Source organism: Streptomyces sp. NPDC052721, from assembly GCF_040678315.1.
In the GTDB taxonomy this organism is placed as follows: domain Bacteria; phylum Actinomycetota; class Actinomycetes; order Streptomycetales; family Streptomycetaceae; genus Streptomyces.
Window position 1 is genome coordinate 39,192 of record NZ_JBFATL010000046.1, and the last position, 13,975, is coordinate 53,166.

Below are 13,975 nucleotides of genomic sequence, written 5' to 3' on the forward strand. Positions count from 1 at the left end.
GCGAAACAAGGTTACCGGTGGGAAGCCCCCAGCAGCAGGCCATGCTCACCGTGCTGCTGCTGAGCGTCGGCCAGTCGGCCACGGCCACCGACCTGCTCAGCGGCCTGTGGGGGGACAAGGGTCCGCATTCGGCCATTACCACCCTGCGTACCTACGCTTGGCGGCTGCGCAAGGCGCTGGAGAACGACAGCAGGACGCCCCGTGTCCTGATATCGCTGGGCGACGGCTACCGGCTGAATCTCACCGGTTCCACGGCCGATTTCCTCATGGCCGAGGAACTGGCCCAGGACGCCAGACGATTGCGGCAGTCCGGCGATGTCGAGGGCGCGTTCCAGCGGCTGGAGCAGACGCTGGCGCTGTGGCGCGGGACCCCGCTGACGGCCGTCCCGGGTCCGTTCGCCGAGCGCGAGCGGGAACGTTTCGAGGAGTTCCGGCTGCGCCTCCAGGAGGAGCGGATCGACGCGGCGCTGGCCATGGCCCGCGGTCCCGAGCACACCGCGGAACTCGTCTCCCTGGTGCAGGCGCATCCGCTGCGCGAGCGGCTCGTCGGACTGCTGATGCGCGCCCACTACCAGTCCGCGCGGCAGGCGGAGGCGCTGGCCGCCTACCGGCGTACCCGTCAGCTGCTCATCGACGAACTGGGGATCGAACCCGGTCCCGAACTGAAGGCCCTGCACGACGCGATCCTCCAGGGCAGCCTGGAGGAACAGCCCGCCGCACCGGGCAGGACCGTCACGCTCCACCCGCCCGACACCGCGGCGGCCGACACCGGCACCGGCGCCCCTCCTCTCTCCCCGGCCCCCGAGGACGAGACCGGCCGTACGGGCGTCGGCCTGGTGCCCGTCCCGGCCGGGGACGCGGCCGTCGCGCCCTTCCGGGCACTGGCCCCCGTCCCCGCCCAGCTCCCCCCGGGCCCGGCCGACTTCACGGGCCGGGCGCACTCGACGGTGACCCTGTGCTCGGCGCTGAACGTGCCGACCCGCACCTTCCTGCCCATCGTCGCCCTGGTCGGCATGGGCGGCGTGGGCAAGACCAGCCTCGCCCTGCATGTGGCCCACCAGGTGAGGGACTTCTACCCGGACGGCCAGCTGTACGCGGATCTGCGGGGCGCCGGGGAACCGGCCGCCCCGGAGACGGTGCTGGCCGGGTTCCTGACGGCCCTGGGACTGGCGCCCGTGGCGATCCCCGAGGGGGTGGAGGCCCGGACGGCCCTGTTCCGGACCATGACCGACCGGCGCCGCATCCTCGTCGTGCTCGACGACGCCCGGGACTCCGCGCAGGTCCGCGCGCTGCTGCCCGGAACGGCCATGTGCGGGGTGCTGATCACCAGCCGGACCCGGCTGGCGGGGCTCCCCGCGGCCGTACAGACCGAACTGCCGCCCTTCTCCACCGACGAGGCGCTGGACCTGCTGGCCCTGATGATCGGCCGCGAGCGGGTGGACGCCGAACAGCACAGCGCCGTCACGCTCGTCTCCCAGTGCTCCCTGCTGCCGCTCGCCGTACGGATCGTCGCCACCCGGCTGGCCGCCCGGCCGAACTGGTCGATCGCCTCGATCGTCCAGCGCCTCGCCGACGAGCACCGGCGCATCGACGAGCTGAAGGTCGGCGAACTCACCGTCGACGCGGTCTTCGAGGTGGGATACCGGCAGCTGACCGGCGAACAGGCCCGCGTGCTGCAACTGGTGTCCATCGTCGAGACCTCCAGCCTCTCCGCGAGCGCCGCGTCCGCGCTGCTGGGTGTCGGCCAGCCGGAGGCGGAGGAACTCCTCGAAGGTCTCGTGGACGTCGGCATGCTCCAGTCCCCGGCCCCCGGGGTGTACCGGTTGCACGACCTGCTGCGTGCCTTCGCACGGCGCAAGGTCACCGGTGACCTCCTCCCCCTGCTGCGCCCGCTGGTGTCCTTCCAGCTGGCCTCGGCACTCTCCGCGTTCGAGCACGTGGTCGCCGGCGACCCGGTACGCGGCGCGCTCCAGCCGCGCGAGGCCACCGGACTGCGCTTCACCTCGGTCGAGCAGGCGCGGTCGTGGGCCGTGGCCGAGGGCGAGAGCGCGCTGCTGCTGGCCGCCCAGATCGCCGGCGCCGTCCTGTCCCGGCCCGCCGTCGAGGCGGACGGTCACCGGCTCGGCGGCGACCTGCTGCGCTCGGCCGTCTCCCTGTGCATCGCCCTCAGCCCGTTCCGGACGGACCTGCACACCTGTGACTGGGCCGGCGTGTCCCGCCTGTTCACCACGGCCGCGGCGCACTGCGACGACCTGACGGCCGAGGCCCGCGCGCACTTCCTGAGCGGCAACAACGCTCTGGCCACGTGCCAGCTCGCCGAGGCGGAGCACGAGACAACGTTGGCGATCCAGCAGTGCCAGGCCACCGACGACATCGTCATCCAGCGGCAGGCACTCAACGACCTCGGTCTGGTACGGCAGTTGCAGGGCCGCTACGAGGAGGCGATCGCCTGCTTCGACGAGGCCGTCGCCCTGGCCCGGCAACTGGGCCACCGCTCCGGTGAGGCGACCTCCGTCATCAACAGCGCGCTGGTGCGGGTCTACAACGGGCAGCCGGCGGACGCCGTGGAGATCTGCGACCGGGTGCTGCGCGACCGGCTCGCCGACCACGACAGCGCGAGCATCGCCTACGCCCAGTACGTCCTCGGATTCGCCCACCACACCCTGGAGGACTTCGACACGGCCGTGGGGCACTACGAATCGTCCCTGGCCATGTCGACGCTGCTGGGCCTGCGCGGCCACGAGGCCAACGCCCGCTTCCGGCTGGCGAAGACGCTGCTCGCCGTCGGATCGCTGCAACGCGCTTTCGAGGAGGCGTCCGCCGCGGCCTTCCTGTGCGAGACCATCGGCGACACCCGGAACCAGGCGCACGCGCTCCTGGTGCTGAGCGCGCTGCACGAGCGGCTCGGTGACCCGGGCGAGGCGGAGCGCTCCCGGACCCGGGCGCAGGAGATGTTCGCCCGGCTGGGGCTGGCCCCCGACGGCACGGCTCCGGCCGGCCCGGAGAGCATGTCTCCCGCGGCCGGCCGGGGCACCCCGGGCGTGACCGGGGCCGGGGTGGTCACCTCAGCTCGATAACCACCCGGACGGGGGCTCCTGGAAGGGCACCTGGCGTGCGGTGGCGGCTTGCCCGCGCCGCTGCACCGCACGCCAGGGGCTGCGCGAGGCGACGACGAACAGGTTCACCCCCCGAGCCGCGGAGTCCGGGTCCACGAGTAGTTCCTTCTCCATGTTCAGCACCCGGCGGAAGACGGCTCCGTCGCTCAGGTACTCCTCGGTCAGGGGTCCGCCGTTCGCCGCTCCCGGGCGCGTGTCCGGCAGCACCAGGCTCGGGAAGCCGACCAGCAGATCGACGGTGAGCCCGGCGGCGTAGTGGATCGCCCGGATCTCGCCCGGGGTGAACAGGTGCCGGTAGGGCTCCGCCGCGCGCACCCAGCGCTCACCGGTCAGGCTGATCTCGGCGTCCTCGACCCGCCCGGCGGCCAGGTCGAGGGAGGCCGCGTACCAGCGGCTGGGCAGGAACGAGGCCATCACCCCGTTCTCCGTGAGGAGCGTGGCCAGTGAACGGACCACGGCGGCGGGATCGTCCACGAAGCCGAGCACGTGGTGGGTGTTGAGGATGAGGTCGAACCGGCGGTGGCCGAAGTGCTCGGCGGCCGTCTCCACCTTCCCCAGTCCGTGCGCCACCCGGTCCGCGTAGCCGTGCCGCGCGCTGCGGCCCTCGGCCAGCGTCAGCATCTCGGGCGTCATGTCGTACAGCACGCCGGTGGCGTCCGGCCGCTCGACCGCGAGGCGGCAGCTCCATCTGCCGGTGCCTCCGCCGGGCTCCAGGAAGGAGAATCCCGGGGGCAGCCGGGTGAGCACGGACTGCTGCAGCGTGGTCCACAGCAGTTCGTCGCTCAGCTCCCCGAAGAATCCTCTTCCTCGCTCGTCATAACTCCTCGCCTTCTCCGCGAAGTACCCCTGGACGTCGACGGCTTCCCTCGTTGTCATCCCGCACTCAGACCTCTCGCCGCCTCGTCAGGCGAAGACGGCGTCCACATGGTTGGTTTCCGGACGGCAAGATCACGGGTGCGTACACCTGCGGCTGTCGGTACGGGACGGCTGCGGGCCCGGCACGGACGGCCTTCCCGCTCCCCTCACCTCCCGGTCGGCAACGCGGTCCGTGGTCGGCGGAACCACTCTAGACACTCCGCATCGACGTGGCGTCAACGGCCGATCTCCGCGGCCGTCGATCGCCCGGGTTCTGCCCGTTCGGCGGCTTCCTGGACGTGGATCGCGGTGAGTGTGGGGATCCGGTACCAGTCGTCGGCGTCCGCGGCGCCCCCGAGATGCTCGATGAGATAGACGTCCGCGAGGTCCTCCAGCAGCTTCCCGGCCGTGCCGCGGTCGACGCCCAGCACCCGGGACGCGAACCTCGCGTGGAACGGGCCGGCGACGCTGCGGGCGAGCGCGAGCAGCAGCGTCCGGTGTTCCGTGGACAACTGGCACAAGGCGGCCTCGATGCCGGCGCGCACACTCAGCTCACCGTGCACGAGTTCGTCGAGCCGGCGCCGGGGGTCGGCCAGCCGGGCCGCCATGGTCTCCAGCGACCAGTACGGACGGCCCGCCATGCGCGCGCCGACGATCCGCAGCGCCATCGGCAGACCGCCCGTCAGCTCGGTGATCCGGTGCGCCGCCGTGGGCTCGGCGCGGACCCGCTCCCATCCGGCGGTGGCACCCAGCAGTTCCAGGGACTCCGCCTCGTCCAGGGCTCCGAGCTGCACCAGTACGGCTCCCGGCGGGACCGCGGCCCGGCGGCGGGAGGTGAGCAGGACGCCGCAGGACGAGCCGCCCGGCAGCAGGGGGCGGATCTGCGCCTGGGTGGCGATGTGGTCGAGGAACACCAGCACCCGCCGGTCGGCCAGCAGGCTCCGGTAGAGCGCGGCGCGCTCCTCGGTGCCGGCCGGTACGTCCGCGGCGGGCACGCCCAGTGCCAGCAGGAACCGCCGCAGGATCCGGTCGGGCGGTGCCGCGTAGGCGCTGCCGCCCAGGTCGGCGAAGAGCTGCCCGTCCGGGAAGTGACTGTGCGACAGTTCGTGCGCCACCCGCAGGGCGGTGACCGTCTTCCCCGTTCCCGACGCCCCGGCCAGGCACACGACCGGCAGGTGCCGGCCACCGCCCCGGCCGGTGACACAGGCCTCCGTGACCAGGGCCAGCGTCGTGCGCCGGCCGACGAAGTCCCCGATGCCGGGCAGGAGTTGCCGGGGTACGGCCGTCCGGGTCACGGTCTCGGTCACCACCGCGGTGCCCGGCCAGTCCAGGGCGGGGTCGCGGGCGAGGATGCGCGCCTCCAGCCGGGCCATCTCCTCGCTCGGCTCCAGCCCCAGTTGTTCCACGAACTCACGTCGTCCGTGCCGGCAGACGTCCAGCGCCTCGGCCGTACGACCCGACCGGTGCAGCGCCTGGACGAGCTGGAGCCGGGGCAGTTCGCGCAGCGGATGACGGGCCACCCGCTCGATCAGCTCGCCGATCACCTCGCTGTGCCGGCCGAGCGCGAGGTTCCATTCGACGCAGTGGTCCATGGCGCGCTGGAACTCCTCGTCCAGGTGCACCACCCTGCTCTGGATCACCTCGCTGTCCACGTCCGCGCAGCCGGGGCCCTTCCAGTGGGCGAGCGCCTGCCGCATCAGGGCGATGGCCTCCTCGTAGCGGCCCTGGCGGGCCCGTTCCGCCGCCTTCGCCGACGACGTCCGGAAGAGCTGGAGGTCGACCTGGTCGAACGGCACCCGCAGCAGGTATCCGCCGGGCAGGGTCTCGATGGGGGTCTGCGCGCCCATGCGCGCCAGCAGGCGCCGCAGCGCCGACACGCAGGTGTGCACCTGGTTGCGGGCGGTGTCCGGCGGCCGTTCGGACCAGATGGCCTCGATCAGCGTCTCCAGCGACACGACGCGACCGGCGGACAGCAGCAGTGCCGCGAGGACCACCCGCTGCCGGCGCGAGGCCACGTGGACGCGCTGTGTCCCCCGTACGACGGCGACCGGCCCCAGCACCTCGAAGAAGACGTCCTGCGCCTCCCGCACCGGGTGCGGTTCGCCCGGCGTGGCCGGCGGGGGGACCGGGACGCTCTCCGGCGCCCGGGCCCGTCCGTCGGAGCCGGTACGGTCCCTCCGGGGGGCGCGTACACCGGCCTCACCGCCCGGGTGGTGCATGAGCATGGCTTCGCCCCCGTCCACCGTCACTGGTTCCTCCGCATGACCTGACCGGAGACCAACGGTGGCAAAGGCGGTTCGACGTGCGGTCGATCCCGGATGACCGACGATGTACGCGCGATGAGCGGGCCGGGCGGGCCGGGTGCGCGCGACCGGATCACGGCCCCGCGGCACCCGGCCGCGTCCCGCCGTGCCGGGGACGGACCGGATCACGGCCCGGCCCCGGCACGGCCGCCTACAGCCCTTGTAGGACCGCGAGCAGGCGAGCGCAGAAAAGCTCTCCCAGGCCCTCGGGCAGATCACGCCCCCACTGCACCTCGTACGTCAGCGCGCCGGCGTCCTGGAAGAAGCGCACGGCCAGCTCGGTCTTCGCCGCCGGGTAGCGCTGATGGAGCCGGGACGAGAAGCGCAGACCGTCGTGCTCCCACGTCAGGGTGCTCGGCAGCTGCCGGTGGCTCACCACCACGCTGTCGATCGCCGCCGCCTCGCCCGGCACGGGCTGCGCGACCCGTGCCGCGAGCTGGGCGAAGGGGAAGTTGCGCCGGCGCAGGTCCTCGCGCCAGCCGGCCTGGTGGGCGCGCGCGGTGTCGATGACGGACTGCCCGGGCGCCACCTGCGCGAGCAGGGGGACCTCGTTGATGAAACAGCCGATGACCTCGCCGACCGCCCCTTTTCTGGGCCGTACGGACGCCGCGCCGCACACGGCCATGGGGCTGCCGGACCGGACCGGTGCCGCGTGGTGGACGGCGGCCGTCAGCAGGTGTGTCAGGCGTGTTCCGGCCTCGTCCGCGCGGCGGATGAGCCCGTGCGCGCACGAAGCCGACAGGGTCCGCCGCAGCGTCCCGGACGGCCCGGGCCGCTGGGGCGTTCCGTCCGGGCGGGCGCCGGGGCCGTCCCACCGGGGCAGCTCCAGCGCGGACGGCACCCGGGCGTGCCAGTGGGCGCGGTCCTCACGCACCGCGGTCCGCTCGGCGTCCCTGACCCGGCGCACCGCCTCGCGGTACAGCGCCTCGGGTTCGTGGTGCGGCCGGCCGGCCAGGGCGAGGCCCAGCCGGCGCAGCAGCGGGATCTGGCTCAGCCCGTCCATGGCGAGGTGGTGGATGATCAGCGCGACGCTGTGGTGGCCCGGGCGGTGCTCGGCGACGACGAGCCGGGCGAGCGGTTCGTCGTCGGTCTCGACGGGCCGCCGGGTCTGAGCCGCCAGCAGCGCGGGCAGCTCGTCCTCGGCGGCGGTGTGCCAGGTGACCTCCAGCGGCTGGTCGGAGAAGGAGTGGACGACCTCGCCGGTCCACGGGTCGATCGTCATCCGCAGGCGCAGCGCCGGCGTGCCCGCCGTCAGCGCCCGGGCGGCCCGTGCCACCCGCGCGCGGTCCAGCGGGCCGTGGACCGAGGCGGTGAACTCCGTGGTGAACGAGCAGCCCGTCGGATCCTTCTGGGAGGCGAGGAACATGGCGGCCTGGCCCGCCGTCACGGGTTCCGGCCTGTCCTGCGCCGAGATGCCTGTCGTGGTCATCGCGCACCTCCGCCGGGGCGGTCGCCGTCGCCGGGCGCCCCTCGGTCGTGTTCCGGGTCGGTGAAGACGAGTCGCAGCTCCGAGGTGTACGCGGCTCCGGAGGCGTCCCGCAGCCAGCACTGCTCCGCGTCCGGGAGCATCTCGCTGACCGTCACCGACGCCTCCGGGTGGTCGGCCGCGCCCCGGCGCAGCGCGCCGGCGGCCAGGTTCACCAGCGCGGGCGATGCGAAGTCGAGGAAGAGCGGCTTGTCCTCGCCGGGCACCTGGTAGAAGACGCGCTCCGGGAGTTGCTGGTCGCGGCGCCACCGCCAGGCCGCCCGGTACCGCGCCGCCTCGTCCTTGATCCGGGGCCAGTCGACGCCGGTCAGCGGGAAGGACCACGCCTCCCTGGCCAGGACGAGCCGCCCGGCGCAGACGCGTGGGCGGTGCGGCTGCGCGGCGGCGATGCCGAAGGCGCCCACGACGACGCCGGACAGGTACTCGCCCAGCACCTCCAGCAGGTCGTGCACGGCGCCCGTGCCACGGTCGTGTACGACCAGTCGCCCGCCGTCCGCGCGGACCACGAGGTCGGCGGCCGGGGTGATGGGTCCCGGCGCTCCCGTGGAGTCGGCGTACATGGTCCAGTAGTGGTACTCCGGGCTGAGCAGGGCCGGCGGATAGGTGCGGGACGTCACGCCGGCGGAGGCACGGGCGGGCACCGCGACGACACGCCGCCCCTGGTGGTCGGCGGCGGCCCTGGCCAGCAGCCGTCCCGGGTCGGGGTGCTGTTCCACGAAGAACCGGGCCTCCAGGGTGTTCATGGCGACGTGCATCTCGCCGAGGACGAGGAGGAACTCGCCGCGCTCCACCGCCTCCGGGTCCGACGCCGCGATCATGACGTCCGGTGCGTGGTGGCGGGCGGCCGACCAGCGGGCCGGCAGGAGCGGGAACTCCCGCGCCACCCGCTCCGCCAGCACGCGCGGCGCGATGGAGCAGCGTGCGCCGTGCCCCGGGAGCCGCAGCACCCGGGCCCAGCGGGCACGGAACTCCTCGGTCAGCCGGCGCACCAGCGGCGGCGGCGTGCGCGGGGTGTACACGAGGTCCGGGGTCGCCGCGCCGACCAGCAGGGCCAGCGGAACCTCGTCGGTGCCGTGGCGCAGGCTCACCTTCCGGTGCAGTTCCAGCAGCCGGGCCGAGTAGAGCTGGGCGGCGCGGCCGGCCAGCCACTGGGCGGTGTGCAGTACGGGCGCGAGCGAGGCGGCCACCTCGTCGAGGACGCCGGCGCCCAGCTCGCAGCCGAGGTCACGGACGGTGTCCTCGTAGACGAGGGTGCGTCCCGCGTACATGGCGCCCGCGCGCCGTACCGCGCCGGTGCCGGTCAGCCGCTCGAACGTGGTGTCCAACGCGCCCAGGGCGGCGGTCAGTCGCTCCGGGTCCCCGGCGGCGGCGGCCACCCGGTCCCGGGCGGCGATGAGGGTGTCGAGGTCGGCCAGGAGGCGGTCGCGCACGCGCTCGTCCGCGATGCCGAGCAGCTTGGCGCGCAGGGTCCGCTCCGGTCTGGCCTCCACCGGCCCGGTCAGGGACAGCGTGATCAGGCCGCGTTCGGCCAGGGACCGGAGCACGGTCAGGACGCGGGCGGGGTCGGGTCCGGCCGTGAGGTCCCGGACGGTCCGGGTCCCGTCGCAGGCCCGCAGGACGTCCGCCTCGTCCGGGTCGAGGCCGACGGTACGGCCGTGCGGTCCGCGTACGGCCGTACCGTCGTGGCTCCACCCGTCCGACAGCCGCGGCCTCAGCCACGGGTAGGCCTCGGGATCGCGGGACATCGCCGCGGCGACCTCGTCGATCGCCCAGGTCTCGAAGTACACCGTGCGCCGCGCCGGCAGCGACGCCCCGGGCCGTACGGTGAGGGCCGGGCCGCCGGGCTCGACGGTCGCCCAGCAGACGGGCCCGAAGAAGCCGATGGTGTCGTTCTTGACCGTGTACCGCTGGAGGTACTTGGCCAGCGTCACCTCGCTGCGCCGCCGCTCCGAGCCCGGGAGCGCGCGGTCCGCGGCGAGTTTGTCCAGGCAGTTCCGCACGACGGCGGGGTTCTGCCAGGCGATGGCCTCCCGCAGGCGCGGGTCGGCCGCCAGGTCGCGCAGTTCACCGGTGAGCCGGCGCACGGCGGTGGCGTAGTGGGCCGCGAACGCCTCCGGCGGCAGGTCGGAGCCGGCCGGTCCGGCCAGTTCCGGGGCGCGCAGGCGGGCGATCCCGGTCAGCGGGAACCCCGCCCCGCGCAGGGCGAATTCGCGGTGCAGCCACCACCGGGTGTCCGCGAGCCTGACCAGGTCCGGCGCCGGTGCGCGGCCGTCGCCTCGCCGCGGGAGGTGTCCCGCGGGTGCCGCGGTCACGACCGCCCCGCACGCGAGTCGATCAGGGCGGACAGCCGGGTCACGGTCCGGTGCACGTACAGGTCCCGGGGCGACAGGGCGGCGAAGCCCTGGTCGCGCAGCGCCGTCAGCAGGCGCACGGCGACCAGTGAGTTGCCGCCGCTCTCGAAGAAGTCCTCGTCGGCGGTCACGGAGTCGTCGGCGAGCGCGGCCCGCCAGGCGGCCAGCACGGTCGCGGTCGTGGTGGGGGGCGCGGTGGCGGGCACGGTGCCGGGCGCCGTCGTCCCGTCGGCCGTCGCCGTCGTACCGTCCGGTTCCGTGCCGGTGCCCGCGCGGTCCGGCAGGGGCAGACGGGCCCGGTCGAGCTTGCCGTTCACGGTGAGCGGCAGGCGGGGCAGGGGGACGAGCACGGCGGGGACCATGTGCTCGGGCAGGACGCCGGCGACGCGCCGGCGGACGTCGAGGGCGGATCCGTGCCGCAGGACCACGTATCCGACGAGCCGGGTGTACGCCGCGTCCGAGCGCTCGTCCAGGACGACGGCCGCCTCCGCGACGGCCGGGTCGGCGAGCAGCACGGAGCGCACCTCGCCCAGTTCGATGCGGAAACCGCGCAGCTTCACCTGGTCGTCCAGCCGTCCGAGGTGGTCGAGGGAGCCGTCGGGGCGCATCCGGCCCCGGTCCCCGCTGCGGTACAGACGCTCACCGGTGACCGGATCGGTGGGGAAGCGCTCGGCGGTCAGCTCCTCGCGGCCGAGGTAGTGCCGTGCCACCCCCGCGCCGCCGACGTAGATCTCGCCGACCGCGCCGACGGGCAGCGGGCGGCCCCGGTCGTCCCGGACCGACACGGACCAGCCGGGCAGGGCGCGGCCGACGCAGGCGGAGCCCGTGTCCGCGTCGACGGGGGTGACGTCCCGGGCGGTGACGTGCACGGTGGTCTCCGTGATGCCGTACATGTTGACCATGCGGCACGCTTCCGGCGTGTGACGGCGGAACCACGGTCGCAGCATCCGGGGATCGAGGGCCTCGCCGCCGAAGACGACGAGCCGCAGGGCGAGTTCCCGGTCCGGTCCGGCCGTGGCGTCGGCGTCGAGGAGCCCGCCGAAGGCGGACGGGGTCTGGCTGAGGACGGTCACCCGCTCACGTACCAGGAGCCGGTGGAAGTCGGCGGGGGAACGGGTGGTCATGAACGGGACGACGACCAGGTGCCCGCCGGTCAGCAGGCATCCCCAGATCTCCCAGACCGAGAAGTCGAAGGCGCTGGAGTGGAAGAGCGTCCAGACGTCGTCGGGACCGAACTCCATCTCGTCCCTGGTGGCGGCGAGCAGCGCCGTCACGTTCCGGTGCGGTACGACGACGCCCTTGGGCCGTCCCGTGGTCCCGGAGGTGTAGATGACGTAGGCGGCGTCGTCCGGGGAGGTGTCCGGCAGCGGTCCGGACGCCGGGCCCGTGAGCCGGGCGGGGTCGATCACCTCGACCCCGGCGCCGGCCGGGAAGTCGGCCAGGGTGGTGAGGACCAGGGACAGTCCCGCGTCGTCGGCCGTGAAGCGGAGCCGGTCCGCGGGGTAGTGCGGATCCAACGGCACATAGGCGGCGCCGGTCTTGAGTACGGCGAGCAGGGCGACGACGAGGTCGGCGGTGCGGTCCAGGCAGACCCCGACGAAACCGCCGCGGCCGGCGCCGCGCTCCCGCAGGGCGTGCGCCCAGGCCGTGGCCCGGGCGTCGAGTTCGGCGTAGGTGAGGGTGCCGTCCTCACCGGAGACGGCCGTGCGGTCCGGCTGGGCGAGCGCCACTTCGCGGACGGCCTCGTGCAGGGTGCGCGCGCTGCCCTCCAGCGGTGGTCCGGTACGGCCCAGTGCGCGCAGGACGGCCGTGTGCGCGGGGTCGGTCGTCTCGATCCGGGCGAGGACCGGGTTCCCGTCCGCGCGCAGCCGGCCGAGGACGTACCGCACGCACCGCAGGAAGCGGGACGCCTGGGCGGGATCGACCACGCCTGGGTCGGGCAGGACGCCCGCCGGTGTCCACAGCCCGTCGGCCGACCGCCAGTGCAGCAGGAGCGGCAGCACCGGTGCGAGGAACGGGCGGTACAGCTCGTCGGGGTGGTCCCCGGTGAACAGCACCCCGGCCGCGGGCAGCGCCGCGCCGGCGGGCCAGGTCAGGTTCCGCGCGGCCTGGCGTACCCGCTCGACGAACTCGGCGGCGGTGTCCGTCTCGTCGACGCGGACGGTGAGGACGCCGCCGGCGCCGCCGTCCTCGGCGGGCGAGGCCGGCAGGGCGAGCCGTACGGTGGCGGTCTGCTCGTACCGGGACAGGACGAGCGCCACGGCGGCGATCACCTCGAACGGGTCGGCGGTCCCCGGCACGGCGTCCGGTCCGGACGGTGCCGCGTCCTCCTGCCCGGCCGGTGCGCCGGCCAGTCCCCAGGCGGGCCGCTCCGTGTCCGGCGCCACCGGCCGCGGGCGGACCGCGGCGGCCTGCGCCGGCGGCTCCGGCAGGGCGGCCGGCTCGCCGGGGGCGCGCCCGGCGAGCGTGTGCGCCAGCCGGCGCAGCCCGGTCCGGCCGAGCACGTCGTGCCGGCTCACGACCACGAGGTCGGCCGCGTCGTCCCGGTAGCCGAGCAGCACCGCCCGGACGCCGGGCCGGTCCTCGCCCAGGCCGCGCAGCCGCTCGCGCTCGCGCAGCCGCAGGGCCAGTGGATCATCCGAGGCGAACGGCAGGTCCTCGGACCACAGGGTGACGCGGTCCGGGTCCGCGAGGCCGTGGCCGGCACGGGCGAGCGCCTCGCGCGCCGCCCGGACGGCGGGTGCCCCGGTCAGCGTCAGGACCAGGGAGTGCTCGGCGGTCTCGCCGAACGGACAGCGGTGACGCGGCTCGCGTGGAGGCGGGGCGGACACGGCGTCGTCCGGCCCGCCTGACGTCGTCGCGCCGGCTGGGTGCGTAAGCATCGGCTGCTCCTCTACGGCTCCTCGTACGCCGCGTGGGACGGTGGGGCGGGGGATCAGTGAGCGGTGAAGCCGCCGTCCACGGTGAGGACCGTGCCGGTGACCTGGTGGGAGTCGTCGCTGCCGAGCCAGACGGCGGCGGCGGCGATGTCCTGCGGTTCGATGAGCGCGTTCATCGGCTGTGCCTGGACGAAGGTGTTCTCGTGTTCCTCGACCGCGACGTCCAGGGACCGGGCGATCTCCGAGAGCATCCTGGACTCGACCCGGGGATCGTCCCGGACCGAGCCCGGGCACAGCGCGTTGACCCGCACCTTCACCGGCGCGTAGTCGAGCGCGGCGGCCTTGGTGAGTCCGACGAGTCCGTGCTTGGCGGCGACATAACCGGCGAAGTGCCGGTAGCCGACCAGCCCCGCGGTCGAGGCGATGTTGATGACGCTGCCGCTGCGGGCACGCACCATGTGCGGCGCCACCGCCCGGATCAGCCGCCACGCGCCGAAGAGGTCGACGTCGAGCATCAGCGACCACTCCTCCTCGGTGATGGCGTGCGCGGGCTTGCCCGAGGGCGCGGCGATGCCGGCGTTGTTGACCAGGACGTCGACGCGCCCGTAGCGGCGGACCGCGTCGCGGACGGCACGGTCGACGGCCGCCGTGTCGCGCACGTCGCAGTGCACGGTGAGTACGGAGGCCCCGGCGCGCCGGCACAGCTGTGCCGTGCGCTCCAACTGGGTTCCGGTGGCGAGCGGATAGGGGACGCCGGGCACCTCGGCGCACACGTCCAGGAGGACCAGGTCGGCGCCCTCCTCGGCGAAGCGGACCGAGCAGGAGCGGCCGATGCCGCGCGCCGCGCCGGTCACGAGCACGAGTTTGTTCTTCAGTCGCATGGTCGGCCTCACCGTCGGTCGGGTGGGTGCGGGGCCGGGCCTAGGCCCTGTCGTGGAAAAACCCGCTGGCGCGCGCCCGGGGGGCGACGGGGGTTTTACAACAA

General features: G+C 74.4%; 7 protein-coding genes. 1 reads left to right on the forward strand and 6 read right to left on the reverse strand.

The annotated features are described in order from the left end of the window. Nucleotides 1-17 precede the first annotated feature (17 nt). The gene (locus AB0L21_RS32765) at nt 18-3,077 is read left to right on the forward strand and encodes a BTAD domain-containing putative transcriptional regulator (protein ID WP_365788032.1); all 3,060 of its coding nucleotides are present in this window, start codon (nt 18-20) and stop codon (nt 3,075-3,077) included. Here AB0L21_RS32765 and AB0L21_RS32770 read toward each other — a convergent pair. From AB0L21_RS32770 to AB0L21_RS32795, 6 genes are all read right to left on the reverse strand, one after another. Next, a complete protein-coding gene (locus tag AB0L21_RS32770) occupies nt 3,066-3,992 on the reverse strand; it encodes a methyltransferase domain-containing protein (RefSeq protein ID WP_365708847.1) in 927 nt (308 codons plus the stop codon). The two genes, AB0L21_RS32765 and AB0L21_RS32770, sit on opposite strands and share 12 nt — an antisense overlap. Nucleotides 3,993-4,207: 215 nt before the next feature. Next, the gene (locus tag AB0L21_RS32775; RefSeq protein ID WP_365788033.1) at nt 4,208-6,214 is read right to left on the reverse strand and encodes a BTAD domain-containing putative transcriptional regulator; all 2,007 of its coding nucleotides are present in this window, start codon (nt 6,212-6,214) and stop codon (nt 4,208-4,210) included. Nucleotides 6,215-6,425: 211 nt separating this feature from the next. Then, nucleotides 6,426-7,703 (reverse strand): condensation domain-containing protein, encoded by a 1,278-nt coding sequence (locus AB0L21_RS32780; RefSeq protein WP_365708851.1) that lies wholly within the window; start codon nt 7,701-7,703, stop codon nt 6,426-6,428. Beyond that, the gene (locus tag AB0L21_RS32785) at nt 7,700-10,072 is read right to left on the reverse strand and encodes a lantibiotic dehydratase (RefSeq protein WP_365788034.1); all 2,373 of its coding nucleotides are present in this window, start codon (nt 10,070-10,072) and stop codon (nt 7,700-7,702) included. The genes AB0L21_RS32780 and AB0L21_RS32785 overlap by 4 nt, the downstream gene beginning before the upstream one ends. Then, nucleotides 10,069-12,993, reverse strand: a complete 2,925-nt coding sequence (locus AB0L21_RS32790) for an amino acid adenylation domain-containing protein (protein ID WP_365788035.1) — start codon at nt 12,991-12,993, stop codon at nt 10,069-10,071. Before AB0L21_RS32790 ends, AB0L21_RS32785 begins: the two co-directional genes overlap by 4 nt. A gap of 53 nt (nt 12,994-13,046) precedes the next feature. Beyond that, a complete protein-coding gene (locus tag AB0L21_RS32795; RefSeq protein ID WP_365788036.1) occupies nt 13,047-13,871 on the reverse strand; it encodes an SDR family oxidoreductase in 825 nt (274 codons plus the stop codon). Nucleotides 13,872-13,975: the final 104 nt, after the last annotated feature.